The organism is Pinirhizobacter soli (assembly GCF_015905305.1).
Lineage (GTDB): Bacteria > Pseudomonadota > Gammaproteobacteria > Xanthomonadales > Rhodanobacteraceae > Pinirhizobacter > Pinirhizobacter soli.
The window spans coordinates 467,955-484,601 of record NZ_JADZLQ010000002.1; the positions used below are offsets into that span (position 1 = coordinate 467,955).

The 16,647-nt window shown below is 65.7% G+C and carries 19 protein-coding genes; 10 read left to right on the forward strand and 9 right to left on the reverse strand.

Annotated features, from left to right (window positions below):
* Nucleotides 1-16 precede the first annotated feature (16 nt).
* Both egtD and egtB read right to left on the reverse strand, forming a co-directional pair.
* A complete protein-coding gene (egtD, locus tag NDK18_RS11975) occupies nt 17-985 on the reverse strand; it encodes an L-histidine N(alpha)-methyltransferase (protein ID WP_250623759.1) in 969 nt (322 codons plus the stop codon).
* Complete coding sequence (gene egtB, locus NDK18_RS11980; RefSeq protein ID WP_425502802.1) at nt 982-2,250, reverse strand: ergothioneine biosynthesis protein EgtB; 1,269 nt, start codon at nt 2,248-2,250, stop codon at nt 982-984. The genes egtD and egtB overlap by 4 nt, the downstream gene beginning before the upstream one ends.
* Before the next feature lie 146 nt (nt 2,251-2,396).
* Here egtB and NDK18_RS11985 point away from each other — a divergent pair, with 146 nt between their 5' ends.
* Nucleotides 2,397-2,846, forward strand: coding sequence for a DUF6491 family protein (locus NDK18_RS11985; protein WP_250627900.1), 450 nt, complete (start codon nt 2,397-2,399; stop codon nt 2,844-2,846).
* A 60-nt stretch (nt 2,847-2,906) separates the two neighbouring features.
* On the opposite strand, the gene NDK18_RS11990 is transcribed toward NDK18_RS11985, so the two are convergent.
* From NDK18_RS11990 to NDK18_RS12000, 3 genes are read right to left on the reverse strand one after another with little or no spacing between them, the layout of a single operon-like run.
* Nucleotides 2,907-3,290 (reverse strand): hypothetical protein, encoded by a 384-nt coding sequence (locus NDK18_RS11990; RefSeq protein ID WP_343219659.1) that lies wholly within the window; start codon nt 3,288-3,290, stop codon nt 2,907-2,909.
* 54 nt (nt 3,291-3,344) lie between these two features.
* Nucleotides 3,345-5,498 carry a bifunctional 23S rRNA (guanine(2069)-N(7))-methyltransferase RlmK/23S rRNA (guanine(2445)-N(2))-methyltransferase RlmL gene (gene rlmKL, locus NDK18_RS11995; protein WP_250623761.1) on the reverse strand — a complete coding sequence of 718 codons (2,154 nt, stop codon included), beginning with the start codon at nt 5,496-5,498 and terminating at the stop codon, nt 3,345-3,347.
* Nucleotides 5,495-6,016 (reverse strand): alpha/beta hydrolase, encoded by a 522-nt coding sequence (locus NDK18_RS12000; protein ID WP_250627901.1) that lies wholly within the window; start codon nt 6,014-6,016, stop codon nt 5,495-5,497. The genes rlmKL and NDK18_RS12000 overlap by 4 nt, the downstream gene beginning before the upstream one ends.
* Nucleotides 6,017-6,082: 66 nt before the next feature.
* Between NDK18_RS12000 and NDK18_RS12005 the strand changes: the two genes are divergently transcribed.
* The 4 genes from NDK18_RS12005 to NDK18_RS12020 all read left to right on the forward strand — a co-directional run bounded on the left by NDK18_RS12005 (nt 6,083) and on the right by NDK18_RS12020 (nt 8,725).
* Nucleotides 6,083-6,640 (forward strand): N-acetylmuramoyl-L-alanine amidase, encoded by a 558-nt coding sequence (locus tag NDK18_RS12005; RefSeq protein WP_250623763.1) that lies wholly within the window; start codon nt 6,083-6,085, stop codon nt 6,638-6,640.
* A gap of 50 nt (nt 6,641-6,690) precedes the next feature.
* A complete protein-coding gene (locus NDK18_RS12010; protein ID WP_250623764.1) occupies nt 6,691-7,554 on the forward strand; it encodes an acyl-CoA thioesterase in 864 nt (287 codons plus the stop codon).
* A 6-nt stretch (nt 7,555-7,560) separates the two neighbouring features.
* Nucleotides 7,561-7,959, forward strand: a complete 399-nt coding sequence (locus NDK18_RS12015; RefSeq protein ID WP_343219658.1) for a hypothetical protein — start codon at nt 7,561-7,563, stop codon at nt 7,957-7,959.
* 61 nt (nt 7,960-8,020) lie between these two features.
* Nucleotides 8,021-8,725, forward strand: coding sequence for an arginyltransferase (locus NDK18_RS12020; RefSeq protein ID WP_250627902.1), 705 nt, complete (start codon nt 8,021-8,023; stop codon nt 8,723-8,725).
* Here NDK18_RS12020 and NDK18_RS12025 read toward each other — a convergent pair.
* Complete coding sequence (locus NDK18_RS12025; protein ID WP_250623766.1) at nt 8,722-10,233, reverse strand: FMN-binding glutamate synthase family protein; 1,512 nt, start codon at nt 10,231-10,233, stop codon at nt 8,722-8,724. The two genes, NDK18_RS12020 and NDK18_RS12025, sit on opposite strands and share 4 nt — an antisense overlap.
* 20 nt (nt 10,234-10,253) lie before the next feature.
* Entirely contained in the window at nt 10,254-11,435 is a 1,182-nt protein-coding gene (gene purT, locus NDK18_RS12030) for a formate-dependent phosphoribosylglycinamide formyltransferase (RefSeq protein WP_250627903.1), read from the reverse strand.
* A gap of 142 nt (nt 11,436-11,577) precedes the next feature.
* On the opposite strand from purT, the gene NDK18_RS12035 reads away from it, so the two are divergent.
* Genes NDK18_RS12035 through NDK18_RS12045 form a run of 3 tightly spaced genes read left to right on the forward strand, consistent with a single transcriptional unit; the run spans nt 11,578 to nt 14,181 of the window.
* Nucleotides 11,578-13,071: a transglutaminase-like domain-containing protein gene (locus NDK18_RS12035; RefSeq protein ID WP_250627904.1), complete on the forward strand. Its 1,494-nt coding sequence runs from the start codon at nt 11,578-11,580 to the stop codon at nt 13,069-13,071.
* Nucleotides 13,072-13,130: 59 nt separating this feature from the next.
* Nucleotides 13,131-14,000, forward strand: a complete 870-nt coding sequence (locus NDK18_RS12040) for an SPFH domain-containing protein (protein ID WP_250623769.1) — start codon at nt 13,131-13,133, stop codon at nt 13,998-14,000.
* Between the two features lie 4 nt (nt 14,001-14,004).
* Entirely contained in the window at nt 14,005-14,181 is a 177-nt protein-coding gene (locus NDK18_RS12045; protein WP_250623770.1) for a type II toxin-antitoxin system antitoxin, read from the forward strand.
* A gap of 3 nt (nt 14,182-14,184) precedes the next feature.
* Here NDK18_RS12045 and NDK18_RS12050 read toward each other — a convergent pair whose 3' ends face one another.
* Entirely contained in the window at nt 14,185-14,568 is a 384-nt protein-coding gene (locus tag NDK18_RS12050) for a DUF423 domain-containing protein (RefSeq protein ID WP_250623771.1), read from the reverse strand.
* Between the two features lie 74 nt (nt 14,569-14,642).
* On the opposite strand from NDK18_RS12050, the gene NDK18_RS12055 reads away from it, so the two are divergent.
* Complete coding sequence (locus tag NDK18_RS12055) at nt 14,643-15,248, forward strand: SCO family protein (protein ID WP_250623772.1); 606 nt, start codon at nt 14,643-14,645, stop codon at nt 15,246-15,248.
* The gene (locus NDK18_RS12060) at nt 15,245-15,697 is read left to right on the forward strand and encodes a copper chaperone PCu(A)C (protein WP_250623773.1); all 453 of its coding nucleotides are present in this window, start codon (nt 15,245-15,247) and stop codon (nt 15,695-15,697) included. The genes NDK18_RS12055 and NDK18_RS12060 overlap by 4 nt, the downstream gene beginning before the upstream one ends.
* 15 nt (nt 15,698-15,712) lie before the next feature.
* Here the strand turns inward: NDK18_RS12060 and NDK18_RS12065 are convergent, their stop codons facing one another.
* The gene (locus tag NDK18_RS12065) at nt 15,713-16,561 is read right to left on the reverse strand and encodes a cytochrome c oxidase assembly protein (RefSeq protein WP_250628038.1); all 849 of its coding nucleotides are present in this window, start codon (nt 16,559-16,561) and stop codon (nt 15,713-15,715) included.
* Nucleotides 16,562-16,647: the final 86 nt, after the last annotated feature.

Below are 16,647 nucleotides of genomic sequence, written 5' to 3' on the forward strand. Positions count from 1 at the left end.
CGCCGCGGGTGCAGGTTCAACGCACCAGGTACTGCACGCTGAACTGTTTTTCCGCGTCGAACCAGACATGCCCCACCCGCAGGCCGGCTTTGTCGGCCAGTTCGGCGAAATCCTCCAGCGAGTACTTGCAGCTGTATTCCACCTGCATCGCCTCGTCTTCGCCGAAGGCGAACACCTCGTTGCCGACGTGGACATCCTGGCGCTGCGTGCTCACCAACGTGGTTTCGATACGGCCGGCCATCTGGTTGTAATGCGCGCGATGGGCGAAGGATGCGATGTCGAAATCGGAGCCGACCTCGCGGTTCAGCCGTACCAGCATGTTCAGGGTGAATTCGCCGGTGATGCCGGCTGCGTCGTTGTACGCCGCCTCGATCAGGGCCGGGTCTTTCTTCAGGTCCACGCCGATCAACACCGCGCCGTTGTCGCCCATCTCCGCGCGCATCAGCCGCATGATCGCCACCGCGTCGCGGGCGACGAAGTTGCCGATGGTGGAACCGGGGAAGTAGATCACCGTGCGACGTGGTGAACGCACGGGCACGGGCAGCCGGAGCGGCTGGGTGAAGTCGGCGCAGACCGGCTGCATCGGCACCTGCGGAAACACGGTGGAGAGCGTGGCCACCGAATCGAGCAGGGCCGAGCGCGAGATCTCCACCGGAACGTAGGCCACGGGCGTTGGAAGCTGCTCGAGCAATAGCCGCGTCTTGATCCCGCTGCCGCTGCCGTATTCCACCAGGCGCACGTCAGGCCCGAGCGCGGCCGCGATATCGCTGGCATGCTCTTGCATCAGCGCGATTTCCGCGCGCGTGAGGTAGTACTCCGGCTGCTCGCAGATCGCCTCGAACAACTGCGAGCCGCGCTCGTCGTAGAACAGTCGCGAAGGTAGGCGCTTGGGGTTGGCGCGAAGGCCCCGGCGCACGACATCGAGCGTGTCGGCCACCGCCGGATGGCGGTCGTCCAGGCGAATGTCGTTCGGTAGTGCGCTCATCTATCCTGTCCCAACCTGATCCCCGAAAATTGCCACCGCGCGTGGGGAGGAAAGAAATTGCGGTAGCTGGCGCGAAGGTGGCGGGCGGGCGTGGCGCACGAGCCACCCCGGAGCACCCACTGGCCGTTCATGAACTTACCGTTGTACTCGCCCAGCGCGCCCGGCGCCGTCCGGAACGCCGGATAGCTGGTGTAGGCGCTCATCGTCCATTCCCAGACATCGCCGAACATCTGCAGCAAACCCGGCCCGGGTTCGGCGGCCAACGGATGGAAGCGGCCGGTGTCCTGCAGGTTGCCTTCGATATCCAGGCCACTTGCCGCGTGCTCGAACTCTTCCTCGCGCAACAGCCGCGCGCCGGTCCAGTGGGCAAAGGCATCGGCTTCGAAATAGCTCACATGCGACACCGGCGCATTCGGATCCAGCGGCTGGACGCCGGCGAGGGTGAACTCGCTGGCCAAGTCCTCTTGCCAGTACAACGGCCGCTCCCAGCCTTCGCGCTGGATCAGGTCCCAGCCATCGGACAGCCACAAGGTGGGCGTGCGGTAACCGCCATCGGCAATGAAGGCCCGGTACTCGGCGTTGGTGACCGGGCGATTGGCCAGCGCATGCGGCAGCAGCAACACGCGATGGCGCGGCCCTTCGTTGTCGAAACTGAAACCGTCGCCCTGATGGCCCACTTTCACGATGCCCTCGGCACCGGCGACGAAAGCCAGCGGCACGGCCTGGCTGGGAACAGGCTTCGGTGCTTCGTGATAAGCCGGCAGCAAGGGATTACGCGAGAAGGCGTGCTTGATGTCGGTCAGCAACAATTCCTGGTGTTGCTGTTCGTGTTCGGTACCCAGGCGGACGATGGCGCGTTCGGTATCGTCCAGGGCGTTGTCGTCGATGAGGCGCGCGACACGTTCGTCTACCCAGGCGCGGTAGTCGCGCACTTCGTCAAGCGAGGGACGCGTCAACAGGCCGCGCGCCGGACGCGCATGCATCGCGCCCACGCTCTGGTAGTAGGAATTGAACAGGTAGTTGAGCCGTTCGTCGTAAGGCCGGTGGCCCGGCCTTGGCGCCAGCAGGAATTGCTCGAAGAACCAGCTGGTGTGGGCAAGATGCCATTTGGTCGGGCTGCAGTCGGGCATCGACTGCACCATCGCGTCTTCGGCCGACAACGGTGCGGCCAATGACAGCGATCGTGCTCGAACAGCCGCGAACCGAAGCGAAAGTGCTGCTTCGGGCGCTACCGCCGCCGCCTTCAGCGGCATCGGGGAATTCACGCGGAATGCTCCGTCGGGGTCATCGTCACGAGCGGCAGCCTGGCCAGGGTCATCCGGTAATGTTCCCACCCCAATCGTTCAGGACTTGTGATCCCGACCCACCGCGAGCATTCTTTGAATCATCACACAGGCCGAAGGTAATGACGATGAAATGGACCCATGCCAACGTGTTGGTACTGTTGCTTGCCTTGCCCACCGGTGTCTTGTGCGCGCAGGACGCTTCCCATCAGCCGCTCCGCCCCGTGTCCGACTGCATGCGCATCGACCGCATCAACGGCTGGGCCGTGGTCGACGACCGCACGGTCATCGTAAGCAACGGCCCGAACCGCTTCAAGGTCACTACCGAGGCCTCGTGTCCCCGTCTGGGAACCGGCAACTCGCTGCGCTTCCGCGCCGCACCAGACAAGAATTCCCTCGGCCTTTCGGCGATCTGCGGCGAGACCGGCGAAGCGGTATTCGCCCGGGACCAGCCACCGTGCGCCATCGCGTGGGTAGAGAAGATCGACAAGCCCGCTTATGACAAGCTGGCCAAGAAGGCACACCACCGTGGCAGCGGCGCCGACCAGCCCACCGCGCCACCGGCAGGTGGACGTTGAATCATAAAAAAACCCCGGCCTAGGCCGGGGTTTTTCGTTGCCGTTGGGCGATAGGATCGATCAATAGCCGTCGTCACGCACATAGCGCGTGCCGTAGCCGTCCTCGTAGGTCGTGGTGGTGACCGTACGACGAACCACGGGCTGGTCTTCGTACACCACCGTGGCCGGACGGGAGTAGACCACGGGGGAGTCGTAATAGACCGGTGCCGGACGCGTGGCGCTGTAGATCGCGCCGCCGACCACGCCTGCAATGATCGCTCCGCCGATCCAGCGACCGCCGCTCCAGTAACCACCATGACCACCCCGGTAGTAACCACCACCACCGTGGTATCCGCCGCGGTAGTAACCACCGCCGTGCGGACCGTAGGCGAAAGCGCCCGGCGCAAATGCCATCAGGCCCGCCGCGGCGAGTGCCAGGACCGTCTTGGACTTCGACATCTTCATGGGTACCACCTCCGGTTGATGGTCGACATTTTCCTCTAATCCCATGAATGACTGCTAACCGTTTTTGCCCCAGGGATCAACCGAGTGGCCGCGAAGGATCCAGCAACCATGGATGTCTGAACGGCGGGCGAAATCGAAGGGGATGCTGGCGGCGGAAAAGTCTTCGATGGTGAAGTCGGCCGCGAGCGCCTCGCGGTCCAGGCGGAAGCGGCGGAAGTTGTTCGAGAAGACGATGGCGCCACCGACGGCAAGCCGCGCGCCGCAAGCCTTCAACAGGGCTACGTGGTCGTTCTGGACGTCGAAATCCTCCGCCCTCTTGGAGTTGGAGAAGGTGGGCGGATCCACGTAGATCAGCCCGTATTTCATGCCCGGCTTGCCGATGAAATACATCGCGTCTTCCTGAATGAGCCGGTGGCGCTCGCCGGTAAATCCATTCAGCGCCAAGTTACGCGACGCCCAGTCCAGGTAGGTGGCCGAGAGGTCCACGCTGGTGGTGTCGCGGGCGCCCCCGGCCGCGGCGTACACACTGGCAGAGCCCGTATAGGCAAAGAGGTTGAGCATGTGCTTGTTGGCGGCAAGCTCGCGTATCTTGGCGCGCACCAGGCGGTGGTCCAGGAACAGGCCGGTGTCCAGGTAGTCGGTGAGGTTTACCTCGAAGTCCAGGCCGCCCTCGTGGACGATGATGAACTCCCCGCGCTGGTCCATCTGGCCGTATTTGGAGCCTCCCTTGCCGCGCGAGCGCGTCTTCACCGCGATACGGTCGCGGCTGACACCCAGCACTTGCCCCGCCACCCGCACAGCCTCGCGCAGGCGCGTGGCGGCGATCTCCGGCGGCACCGACTCCGGCGCCTTGTACTCCTGGACGTGCAGCCAGTCGCCGTAGACGTCGATCGCCACGGCGTATTCGGGAAGGTCCTGGTCGTAGGCGCGATAGCACTCGATGCCTTCGCGGGCCAGGCGCTTGCGCAGGTGCCTGAGGTTTTTCTCCAGCCGGTTGGCCAGCATCTGCGCGCCGGGCGACAGCGGCCGGACCTCGCGGGGGGAGGCGTCGTCACGGGTATGCAGGTCGAAGGTCAGCAGCACCGTGGCCAGGGCGCCGTTGAACAGTGCGTAGCGCTTGTCCGGGCGCAGCCGCATGGCCTGGCCCAGCTCAGTGTCGCCGGCCAGCACCGCGGCGCGCCAGCCGCCGAAGCGGCTGCGCAGCACCTCGCCGAAATCGCGGTAGAGCGAGGGTAGTTCCGCCCGGTCGCCCAGGCGCTCGCCGTAGGGCGGGTTGGTCACCACCAGGCCCGTGGGCGTGGCCGGCGGCGGCTCCACGTGGAGGGCATCGCGCTTGTCCAGATGCATGAAACCGGAAACACCCGCTTCCTGGGCATTGCGCTTGGCGGTCTGCACCATGCGCGGGTCGGCATCGCTGCCGAAGAACACCGGACGAAGCTCGCGCAGTCCCGCCATCGCCCGTGCGTTGGCTTCCTCCAGCAGGCCGCGCCAGAGCGCAATGTCGTGCCCGCGCCAGCCAAGGAAACCGAAGTATTCCCGGCGCAGGCCCGGGGCGACGTCGGCCGCCATCAACGCGCCTTCGATCAGCAGGGTGCCTGAGCCGCACATCGGGTCGAGCAGCGCTCCACCGGCGGCATAGGTTTCCGGCCAGCGCGCCCGGAGCAGGATCGCGGCGGCCAGGTTTTCCTTCAGCGGGGCCTCGCCCTGCAACTCGCGCCAACCGCGGCGATGCAACGGGGACCCGGCCAGGTCCAGCGACACGGTCAGCCGGTCGCGGCGCAGGCGCAGGTTCACGCGCAGATCCGGTTCGTCCGGGTCGACATCGGGCCGGGCGCCACTGGCCTGGCGGAACTGGTCGACGATGGCGTCCTTGGCGCGCAGGGCGATGTACTGGCTATGCGTCAGCTTCGAAAGTGCGGTGTTGGCGTCCACGGCCAGCGTGCCGTGCGGTGCCAGGTGCGTGGACCAGTCGATCGAGCCGATGGCATGGTAGAGGGCATCGCCATCGACCGCATCGAACTCGCCCAGCGGCATCAGGATGCGGCTGGCAAGCCTCGACCACAGGCAGGCCCGGTAGGCCACGGCCTTGTCGCCTGAAAAATGCACGCCCGCAAGGGCTTCGTGTACGTCGGTGGCGCCCAGGGCGACCAGTTCGTCGCGCAAAAGAAGTTCCAGGCCCTTCGGGCAGGTGGCGAACCAGGTATTCATTCGCCGAACTGCTCCAGGAACAACAGGAACTGGCCGGCGATGGCCTCCACGTGCGCCGAAAGCCGATGGTCGTCGGCCAGCAGCAGGGTGGGCATACCGGCCCCGGCGGCAAAGCCCAGGGCCCGGTCGGCAGGGCAGACATCATCGTCGTAGCCATGGACCAGGAACGAAGGCACGTCGCGCGCCAGGTCCAGGCCCTTTTCGAACCCCGGGATTTCCACCGGCAGGGCCATCAGGAAAAGCCCGGCCACGGGCCGGTCCAGAGACGCCAGGGAAGAGACGAAGGCGCCCATGCTCGAACCCACCAGCACCGGTCGGCTGGGCGAGGCGTCGATGGCGGCGCGCAGCCGTTCCAGTCGGGGAAGTACGGAAGCGGCGTGGCCAGGGAGATCGTCCTGGCGGTAGTCCAGCTTCTGGCAGGTCCAGCCGATCGCGCTTGCCAGGGCCGCCAGCACGCTGACCTTGGTCGCGTCCGGGCCGCTGTCGGAGCCATGGGAAAGGATGATGTGGCCGGCCATGGCGGCCTCCGGGGGTAACGGGTGACCGCGTATCGTATCAGGCGGCGCCCATGGCAGACTCCCGGCATGATCCCCATCACCCAACAATTCCTGCCGTACGTCGGCATCCTGGCCGAACGTCCGCTCGCGGCGATCGATCTGGTGATCATCCACTGCACCGAATTGCCGGACATGGCCATGGCCCGGGAGTACGGGACACGCGTGGTGCACGAAAGCGGCGCGGGCAACAGCGGCCACTATTACATCGACCGCGATGGCAGCACTGTCTGCTACGTGCCGCCGGAGCGGATGGCCCACCACTGCCGCGGCTATAACCCCCGTTCGGTGGGCATCGAGCTGGTGAACATCGGCCGTTACCCCGACTGGTTCGACTCACGCCGGCAAGTGATGACCGAGCCCTATCCCGCGGCGCAGATCCATGCGCTGGATGGCCTGCTGGCGAGCCTGCGCGCGCAGCTGCCCAACCTTGCCTGCATCGCCGGCCACGAAGACCTGGACACCGACATGGTGCCAGCCAGCAACGATGATTCGGTGGAAGTGCCTCGTAAGCGCGATCCTGGCCCCCAGTTTCCCTGGGGGCGCGTACTCGATGCCTGCCGGCTGCGACGCATAGGCACCGGGTAACGCCTTCGCTTCCACCTATAATGGCCTGCTTCCATGACCGGGCCGGACCCATGCACGACAACCACGTCGCCGAACTCGTCGACCTCCTGAAGCTCGAGCGCCTGGAGGACAACCTGTTCCGCGGACAGAGCCGCGACATCGGCACGCCCTACGTGTTCGGCGGACAGGTGCTGGGTCAGGCGCTTTCCGCCGCCCAGCAGACCACCGACCCCAGCCGCGAGGCACACTCGCTGCACGGCTATTTCCTGCGAGCCGGAGACATCAACGCGCCGATCGTCTACAGCGTGGAGCGTACCCGCGACGGCGGCTCGTTCTCCTCGCGGCGCGTGGTGGCGATCCAGCACGGCCAGCCGATCCTGGATTGCTCGGTGTCCTTCCAGGCGTACGAGAAGGGCGTGGAACACCAGATGGCCATGCCCGAAGTGCCGATGCCCGAAGACGTCGAACCCCTGCCGCCGCTGCCGGCGGAGGAACTTGCGAAGCTGCCGGAGAAAGCCCGTCGCTGGCTGGACCGCCAGGGGCCCTTCGAATTCCGCCACGTATGGCCGCGCGACGAATTGCGCCCGGCCAAGCGCCCGCCGTACCAGCACATCTGGTTCCGCCTCACCGCCCCCGTGGCCGACGAGCAGGCCCTGCACCGTGCGTTGCTTGCCTATGCATCGGATTTCCACCTGATCGGCACGGCTACGCTTCCGCACGGGCTTTCGCTGTTCACCCACAATATCCAGATGGCAAGCCTGGACCACGCCATCTGGTTTCATCGCCCGTTCCGTACCGACGAATGGCTGCTGTATTCCTTCGACAGCCCCACGGCGCAGGGCGGCCGTGGCCTTGCCCGCGGCATGATCTTCACCCGGGATGGACGCCTGGTGGCTTCCACTGCGCAGGAAGGCCTGATCAGGCTGCGATCATGATGACGCTTGGCTACACTCACCATCATGCGTGAGCTCTATACCTCCCCCCGCCCGGAAAACATCGACCGCGTCGTGGCCCTTCTGGCCGACGACGGCATCGAAACCAAGATCGAAGGCCGGTCGGTGCTCAAGCGCTCGACCTACCAGCGTTTCAGCTACACGCAGAAGCAGCCGGACCGCTCTGCCTGGGAGCAGGTATGGGTGATCCATGCCGACGACTACGCCCGGGCCCGCGCCACGATCAAGGCACTGGGCATCGAGCCGGTGGTGCGATTCGGCGACGAACTGGCCGCGTCCCGGCAACCAGCGCCTCAACGCACCGCCTCGCGCATCCGGCTGATGACACTGGCCGTGGTGCTGGGCGTATTCGTGGTGGTGGCGCTGAAGATGGTCCAGTTCATCTGACGGGCGCCATAGCCCGGTTGCCGTAAACGAAAGCAAGCCGCGACCGGGCTAGAATCCTCCCATGCGCTCCGAACGCGTCCGCCTGTTCCAGACCCTGCCCCACGCCTGCGGGTACTTCCCCGAGCGCACGGCGCAGAACCTGGTGATCGACCCTGCGGCCCCACAGCTGGATAAGGTTTACGGCACGGCGCTGGCCGGTGGATTCCGCCGGGCAGGCGGCCACCTGTACCACCCCAATTGCGACCAGTGCCGGGCGTGCGTCGCTTGTCGCATCGATGCCGATCATTTCTCGCCCGACCGCAGCCAGCGCCGCTGCGAGCGGCGCAATGCCGACCTCACCGTCACCGAGACGGAACCTGGTTATACCCGCGAGCGCCACCGACTGTACGAACGCTACCTGCGCGCGCGCCACGCCGGTGGCGGCATGGACGCCGCCGACGGCGACGACTTCGCCCGGTTCCTTACCGCACCGTGGAGCCCCACGTTGTTCCTGGAGTTCCGCCACGAAACGAAACTGCTCGGCGTGGCAGTCACCGATGTGTGCCTCAATGGCGTTTCGGCCGTCTATACGTTCTTCGACCCAAGCCATGACGAACGCGGACTGGGCACCTTCGGCATCCTGAGCCAGGTGGCGCTGGCGCGCCGCCGCGGACTGCCGCACGTCTACCTTGGCTTTTGGATCGAAGGCCATCCGAAAATGGACTACAAAAAGCGTTTCCGTCCGCTGGAAGTACGCCGCAACGGCCTTTGGCAGCCGCAGGCCTAGGAGGCTGGCGGCGGTACCGGATAGGGGTGCTGCTTGGCCAGCGAGATCGACAGGCCGTCATCGCCCACCACGCGGCAGTGCTGGCGGCGCAGCTGGCGCGGCTCCTTCACCCCGCAGCTATGCGCGATGGTGCCAACCTCACGCATGAGGTTGGTGGCGTAGTGGTACACGCGCTCGCTCTTGTCGCCCACCACAAGGCCACGCTGCAGGCGCCGGTTGTGCGTGGTGATGCCGGTGGGACAGGTGTTGCGGTTGCACTGCAGCGACTGGATGCAACCCAGCGCCAGCATGAAGCCCCGGGCCGAGTTGACGAAATCCGCGCCCATCGACAGCGCCCAGGCCACGTCGTACGCGGTAATGCATTTGCCCGAACACACCACCTTGATCCGTTCGCGCAGCTGCTTGGCCAGGAGCACGTCCACCAGCGCAGGCAGCGACTCGTGCAACGGCAAGCCGACGCCTTCCATCAGGGTTTGCGGCGCCGCGCCCGTGCCGCCTTCGGATCCGTCCACGATGATGAAGTCCGGCGCGCTTTCGATGCCGCGTTTCCATATCTCGTCGCATAGGTCGCGGATCCAGTCGACGTCGCCGAGCACTGCCTTGAAGCCCACGGGCTTGCCGGTGAGGTCGCGGATATGGGTAATGGCATCCATCAGCTGCGCAATGCTGCCGATGTCGATATGCCGGTTCGGGCTCTGTGAATCCTGGCCCACGGGAATACCGCGGATGGCGGCGATCTCGGGCGTCACCTTGCTTCCTGGCAACAGGCCGCCCAAGCCAGGCTTCGCGCCCTGCCCCAGCTTGATGGACACCATCTTCACCTGCTTGTGCGCACACACCTCCAGCAGGCGCTGGTCGTCGAGCAACCCTTGCGCATTGCGCACGCCGTACTTGGCGGTGCCGATCTCGAAGATGATGTCGCAACCGCCTTCAAGGTGATACGGCGCCAGGCCGCCTTCGCCTGTATCCATCCAGATGCCGGCCTTGGCCGCCCCGCGCGACAGGGCACTGACCGCCGGTGCGGACAACGCACCGAAGCTCATGGCCGAGATATTGAAGAACGCCGCATGGGAGTAAGGCTCGCGCGCATACGGCCCGATGGTGGTCGGCCGCGGTTCCACGTGCCCGACGTCAAGTTCAGGGAACGGTGCATTGACGAAGAATGGCACGCCTTCGGCGCGGAGGTCGCGCGTGGAACCGAAAGCCACCGTGTTTTCCACGTTCTTCGCCGCCCGGTACACCCACGTGCGCTCGGCCCGGTTGAAGGGCATTTCCTCGCGGTCCATGGCGAAGAGGTACTGCCGGAAGAATTCGCCCAGTTTCAGGAAGCCATAGCGGAAGTGCCCGATCACCGGATAGTTGCGCAACACCGCGTTGGCGGTCTGGTTGCGGTCGACCACCCAGGTGACGGCGATGACCATCACCAGCAGGGCCATGGCAAGCAGCATGGCGGCGGCGGCAACCTCCACCACCACGACCAGCCAATGTGCGAATCCGACCTGTTCCATGTTCGCTTTCCTTCGATGGGTTAGAGCTCGACCTTGATCGAGCCCGCTGCGCGCACGGCCTTGTCGCGGGCATCTTCCGGGGTGTCGCCACGGGCCAGGGTCACGGCCATGCGGCGGCGGCCATGGACCTCGGGCTTGCCGAAGATGCGGAGCATCGTATCGGGTTCGGCCAGCGCCTGGTCGATGCCGTGGTAGCGCGGCGCGACACCGTCGCCCTCCACCAGCACCGCACAGGAAGCAGCCGGGCCATAAAGCCGTATTGCCGGCACCGGCAGGCCGAGGATCGCGCGCGCATGCAGCGCGAACTCGGAAAGATCCTGGGAAATAAGGGTGACAAGGCCTGTGTCATGGGGCCGCGGGCTCACCTCGGAGAAGATCACCTCATCGCCCCGCACGAAGAATTCCACGCCGAACACGCCCCACCCACCCAGCGCGCCGGTGATGGCCCCGGCCTGGCGCTGCGCCTGGGCCAGTGCCGTGGCGCTCATCGCCTGCGGCTGCCATGACTCGCGGTAATCGCCGTCTTCCTGGCGATGGCCGATCGGCGCGCAATAGGCAACGCCTGCGGCGTGGCGCACCGTAAGCAAGGTGATCTCGTAATCGAAATCGATGAAACCCTCGACGATCACCCGCCCCTTGCCCGCGCGGCCACCTGACTGCGCGTAATCCCACGAGGCATCGGCGTCGGCAGGCTTACGCACCACGCTCTGTCCCTTGCCCGACGAACTCATCACCGGCTTCACCACGCATGGCGTGCCCAGTGCCTGGACGGCTTCAAGATATTCCTCGCGCGTGCTGCAAAAACGATATGGCGACGTGGGCAGCTGCAGTTCTTCGGCAGCAAGACGGCGGATGCCTTCGCGGTCCATGGTGAGCCATGCCGCGCGCGCGGTCGGGATCACCTTCAGGCCCTGCTTTTCCATCTCGACCAGGGTGGGTGTATGGATGGCTTCGATCTCCGGCACCACCAGGTCCGGGTTTTCTTGCTCGATCACCGCGCGCAATGCCGCGCCATCGAGCATGTCGATCACATGGCTGCGGTGGGCCACCTGCATCGCCGGTGCGTTCGCGTAGCGATCCACCGCGATCACCTCCACCGCAAGGCGTTGCAACTCGATGGCGACTTCCTTGCCCAGCTCCCCGGAACCGAGCAAAAGCACGCGCAAGGCATGCGGGGAATGGGGGGTGGCAAAGGGCTTCATCGGCAACTCCGGGCAAGGTCCTTGGGCATTCTAGCGGGCCAGCCCGGGATTGGCCTTTGGGAGGCTGCCCAAGTGGCTATTGACGCGCAGCCTTGGCGGGAGTTAAGTGCAACCACGTCCCCACGAAAACCCGGTGAAAGCCATGGCCATGCGACGCGGTTTGTTTGTCGTTGTACTGGTGTGCCTGTGTCCCGCGCTCCATGCGCAAGACACCTGGATGAGCGTCCTGCTCGATGGCCGCAAGATCGGCCATATGGAGATCGTCCGTAACCACGAAGGCGACACCCTCACCACCCGCCAGGCACTGGCCATCCGCATCTCGCGGGCTGGGCAGCCGCTGGCGTTGTCCTCCACCACGACCGCCGTGGAGGACACCGTTGCGCAGCCCCTGGCCTTCAGTACCGAAACGGGCATGTCCAAAGTCACCAGCGGCAGCCATGGATCGCGCCGCGCCGATGGCCTGTTCGATGTCACCACCAGCGTGGGTGGGCAGGTGCAGCAGGACACGCTTGGCTGGCCCTCGGGCGCACAGCTGGCGGAAGGCCAGCGCCGGACCATGCTTGCCCGTGGGTTCATTCCCGGCACGCGCTACACCATGCGCAACTTCGACCCGAATTCCCGTTCGGCCATCGACGTGTCGATGGAAGTGATCGGCCCTGAGGCGGTGGAGATGCCCGGCGGCCGCGAACGCCTTCACCACGTGCGGCAGACCCTGCGCCTGGCGCGCGGCGAGCAGGTGATGGACCTCTGGGTCGACGACCAGGCCTATGTCAGGCGTGGCATGACACCCTTCCTCGGCTTCCACATGGAAATGGTGGCCTGCGACCGCGCCTGCGCGATGGCGCCGGACCAGGATATCGACGTGCTGCGCATGGCGATGATCGATGCGCCGCGGCCGATGACGCAAAACCTCCGCGAGACGCCGATGCGCTACCTGGTGAAGGTGACCGGCAACGCACGGGGCGAACTGATCCAGACCGACGAGCAATCGGTCACCCAGCTTGGCACCGACCTCTATGCCCTGGATATCGGCGTGGGCAAGCACGGCAACGAATCGCCACCCACCGACGACGACACCGCGGCCAACGCCTGGCTGCAATCGACATCGCCGGAACTGCATGCCGCAGCGCTTGCCGCGGTGGGCGAAGCCGGATCCGACCTGCAGCGCATGCGGCGCCTGCGTACCTTCGTGTCCGAGCACATCGACAGCCACGGCCTGGACGTGGGCTATGCCTCGGCGCTCGAAGCCCTGCGCAGCGGCCATGGCGACTGCACCGAAAACGCGGTACTGCTGACGGCCCTGGCCCGCTCGCTGGGCATCCCGGCGCGAGTGGTCACCGGCGTGGTCTACGCCACCCGTTACGGCGGGGCTTCACGCGTATTCGTGCCCCATGCCTGGATGCAGGCCTGGGTCGAGGGACGCTGGCGCAGCTACGACGCGGCACTACGCCGCTTCGACAGCACGCATATTGCGCTGGCCACCGGTAATGGCGATCCGTGGAAGTTCTATACGGCCATGGCGCTCCTGGGCAACATCCGCATCGACCGCGCCACGCCGCTGGATGGGATCATGGACACCATGCCGATCGCCGATTCCGCGCCGGCGGGACCCCCGGGCGGAGGCGGCATGCGCTAGGGGCACTTGCACTTGATATCTTTTTGATATCAAATTCTCCCACCAAGGGAGAAACCACCATGAACGAACGTACTGCGTTTTCCGCCGCCGGAATCCCGGTGGTCATCGGCTTGCTGCTGCTCGCCATCGTGGCGGGGAGCCTGATCATCCATGGAGCCACCACGCCAGCCATGCCCATGCAGCCGGTGGCTGGCATGGTGGTGTTCGGGCTGGTCGCGTTCCTGGGCAAGGGTCTGTTCCAGGTGCAACCCAACCAGGGCCAGCTGATGCAGTTGTTCGGCAAATACGCAGGCACCGCGCGCATCGAGGGCCTTCGTTGGACGAACCCGTTCTATAGCCGCCGTCCGGTGAGCCTGCGGGTGCGCAACTTCGAAAGTGGCCGGCTGAAGGTCAATGACAAGAACGGCAACCCGATCGAGATCGCCTCGGTGGTGGTGTGGCAAGTGGTGGACACCGCCGAGGCCGTGTTCTGCGTGGACGACTACGAGAATTTCGTGCACATCCAGACCGAATCGGCCCTGCGCCAGATGGCCCAGAGCTATGCCTACGACACGCACGACGATGGCACGCCGTCCTTGCGCAGCCACGGCGACGAGATCAACAACCACCTTCGTGACCAGATCGAGGCCCGTTTGCAGAAGGCCGGCGTGCAGGTGATCGAGGCGCGCATCAGCCACCTCGCCTACGCGCAGGAAATCGCCCAGGCCATGCTGCAGCGGCAGCAGGCCAGCGCCATCGTCGCAGCGCGCAGCCGCATCGTCGAGGGCGCCGTGGGCATGGTGGCGATGGCCCTGGACCAGTTGCGCCTGCAGGGCGTGGTGGAACTGGACGAAGAACGCAAGGCGGCGATGGTGTCGAACCTGCTGGTCGTGCTGTGCGGCGACCGCTCGACGCAACCGGTGGTGAACACCGGCACGCTGTACGGCTAGCCCGGTGGCATCGGAGAAAAAAGCCTATCCGTTGCGGATCAGCGCCGTGGTCCTTGAGGCCATGCAGCGCTGGTCCGACGACGAACTGCGCAGCCTCAATGCGCAGATCGAGTACGTCCTGCGCGAGGCCTTGCGCAAGAGCGGCAGGATGAAAACCCCCGACGAGCCGGCCGACACTTAAGGCTTACGCTTGGCTGGCCCTGGCTTTCATCGATACCGCCAGCGCGATCCAGCCGGCGATGAAGGCCAGGCCGCCGAAGGGCGTTACCACGCCAACGAGCCGCGGCGCCCCAAGCGCCAGCGCGTACAGGCTGCCGCTGAACAGCACCACGCCTGCGAAGAAGAGCCAGGCAGCCGCGGCACGCCAACGCCCTTCTCCGCCCGCCACGGCCACGCCCAGTGCCAGCGCGTGCCATAAGTGGTAATCCACACCCGTGCGCCAGATGTCCAGGGCATGCTCGTCCAGCACGCCGCGCAACGCATGCGCGCCGAAGGCGCCGCAGATGACGCCACTGGCGCCGGCCACGGCTACCAGGACAGCCAGTGAAGTAGGGACAGGTTGTCGCATGGGGGCAGATTCCTTGGCCATGGCCGGGATGCCATGGCGTATCCTTCATTCCGATCTCAAGGGCGGAGTTTCGCATGAAGTTGCCACGGGCCTGGGTGCTGGCCTTCGGAATCACCCTCGCCCTGCTGGCGGGCTGCCACCGTGACGCACAACCTTCGTGGCGGCTGACAGACGTCAGCGGCCACCTGCCCGACCTTGCGTTCAAGCTCACCGACGACAACGGCAAGCCCGTCACCGCTGCCGACTACCGGGGCAAGGTGCTGCTGGTGTATTTCGGCTACACGCACTGTCCCGATGTCTGTCCGCTCACCCTGGCCCAACTGCACGTGGTCATGCAGCGGCTGGGAGCAAAAGCCGACGATGCGCGCATCCTGTTCGTCAGCGTCGATCCGGCCCGCGATACGCCACAAACCATGCACGCGTACGTCAATGCGTTCGACAAGCGCGCCGTGGGCCTGGTGGGGCCGGACAAGGACATCGAGGCGCTGGCCAAGCAACTACGATCGGCCTACACACGCGAACCGGACAAGGGCGACGGCAGCTACGACGTCAGCCACAGTTCGGCCATCTACCTTTTCGACCGCGATGGCAAGGCACGCGTGCTTGCCACGCCTTCCGCCTCGCAGGATGACATGGTGCACGACCTTTCCCTGTTGATCGACCTTGGAGCCAAGGCATGATGCCCCGCCCTTCCCTGCTTGCCGCCGTGGCAGCCACGCTCTGGCTGCTGATCGCAGGCTCCGCCATCGCCGGCGACGCTGACACCGTCACCGCAAGCAACGCCTGGATCCGCGTGCTGCCGGGAAACCTGCCCGCCGGCGCCTTTGCCGATTTCACCAACGCAAGCGACCACGCCGTGGCACTGACCGGCGCATCAAGCACCCGCTACGGCCAGGCGATGCTCCACCGCAGCAGCACCGAGGGCGGCATGGGTCGCATGGAGGCGGTCGACAAGATGGAGATTCCCGCCCATGGCAGCGCCAAACTTTCACCCGGCGCGTATCACGTGATGCTGATGCAGGCCAAGCCTGCCGTGGTGCCGGGCGACAACGTGGTCATTACGCTGAGTTTCTCGGACGGAAGCCACAAGGACGTCACCTTCCAGGCACGGCCCGCCAACGCCCTGTAACGCGTTCGACGCGCGCTACCCCGCGTTGGGCGCCCTGCGCACCACCCGCGCCACCACGGCACGCCGTGGCAGGCGTCCGGAGCGCGACAATCGCAGCCATTGCCGCAGTGCCAGCAAGCCGCCGATCGATTCGATGATGGCCGCGGGCACCCACATGATCACGCCGCCGATCAGCTGGCCAGTGAGCACATTCATCGAGAACGCCCGCCCGCAGATCTCGAAGATCGGGTAGAGGTCGGTCCGGGAAAAGGTGACGATGGCGCCGGCGACGATCTGCGGTGTCATGGTCAACGCCGGCGACAGCACGCGGATACCGGCCGTCATGCGTCCAGGCGGATGCGGGCGGTGATCGAGCACCAGCCACCAATACGCCAGGCCGCTGAACACCATCGACCAGTTCATCGCGCGGTAGATGCGCCAGTCGAGCATGGCCAGCGTCTGCATCGACGGGATCAGCCAGACCAGGATCAGCGCCACGAAGGACAGCGTGACGAAGGTGGGATTGAGCAGCAGCGCGTATACCGCCCGGAAGGGCAACGACGCCTGCACCCGCCGCAGTACGACCCTCGCACGCACGGGCAAGCCCTCGCGCAGCACCGTGCCCGGATAACTTGCAATCACCAGCAAGGGCGCCAGGTGGTGCAGCAATACCTGCTGGATCCGATGCATGAAGAACTCATGCCCGGCGTAGTAGTCGAAGTAGGTATGCATCGCGAAGTAGAACATCGCCATGCCCGTCCAGAACGACACCTGGCGCGAGGCAGACGGACGGCGATGGCGGGTACCGCGCAGGTAAAGCACCGCGGTGCCGATGAACAGCACGAGGAACGTCCAGGAAAATTCCCAGGGATCGATCCACTTCATCACGTCGGGTGTCTCCTGGCGGACCTAAGGTGCCGCATGCGGCTGCCCAAGGATAGCGCCTGCGGCAGCCCGGACCGCCGCGATGC

Coding starts and splice junctions, on each gene's coding strand:
- NDK18_RS12020 (WP_250627902.1), top strand. CDS start 8,021: ATGCGCTCCGAACGCGTCCGCCTGTTCCAGACCCTGCCCCACGCCTGC.
- NDK18_RS12000 (WP_250627901.1), bottom strand. CDS start 6,016: ATGGCCGGCCACATCATCCTTTCCCATGGCTCCGACAGCGGCCCGGAC.
- rlmKL (WP_250623761.1), bottom strand. CDS start 5,498: ATGAATACCTGGTTCGCCACCTGCCCGAAGGGCCTGGAACTTCTTTTG.
- NDK18_RS12035 (WP_250627904.1), top strand. CDS start 11,578: ATGGCCATGCGACGCGGTTTGTTTGTCGTTGTACTGGTGTGCCTGTGT.
- NDK18_RS11990 (WP_343219659.1), bottom strand. CDS start 3,290: ATGAAGATGTCGAAGTCCAAGACGGTCCTGGCACTCGCCGCGGCGGGC.
- NDK18_RS12005 (WP_250623763.1), top strand. CDS start 6,083: ATGATCCCCATCACCCAACAATTCCTGCCGTACGTCGGCATCCTGGCC.
- NDK18_RS12040 (WP_250623769.1), top strand. CDS start 13,131: ATGAACGAACGTACTGCGTTTTCCGCCGCCGGAATCCCGGTGGTCATC.
- purT (WP_250627903.1), bottom strand. CDS start 11,435: ATGAAGCCCTTTGCCACCCCCCATTCCCCGCATGCCTTGCGCGTGCTT.
- egtD (WP_250623759.1), bottom strand. CDS start 985: ATGAGCGCACTACCGAACGACATTCGCCTGGACGACCGCCATCCGGCG.
- NDK18_RS11985 (WP_250627900.1), top strand. CDS start 2,397: ATGAAATGGACCCATGCCAACGTGTTGGTACTGTTGCTTGCCTTGCCC.
- NDK18_RS12065 (WP_250628038.1), bottom strand. CDS start 16,561: ATGAAGTGGATCGATCCCTGGGAATTTTCCTGGACGTTCCTCGTGCTG.
- NDK18_RS12055 (WP_250623772.1), top strand. CDS start 14,643: ATGAAGTTGCCACGGGCCTGGGTGCTGGCCTTCGGAATCACCCTCGCC.
- NDK18_RS12060 (WP_250623773.1), top strand. CDS start 15,245: ATGATGCCCCGCCCTTCCCTGCTTGCCGCCGTGGCAGCCACGCTCTGG.
- NDK18_RS12025 (WP_250623766.1), bottom strand. CDS start 10,233: ATGGAACAGGTCGGATTCGCACATTGGCTGGTCGTGGTGGTGGAGGTT.
- NDK18_RS12010 (WP_250623764.1), top strand. CDS start 6,691: ATGCACGACAACCACGTCGCCGAACTCGTCGACCTCCTGAAGCTCGAG.
- NDK18_RS12050 (WP_250623771.1), bottom strand. CDS start 14,568: ATGCGACAACCTGTCCCTACTTCACTGGCTGTCCTGGTAGCCGTGGCC.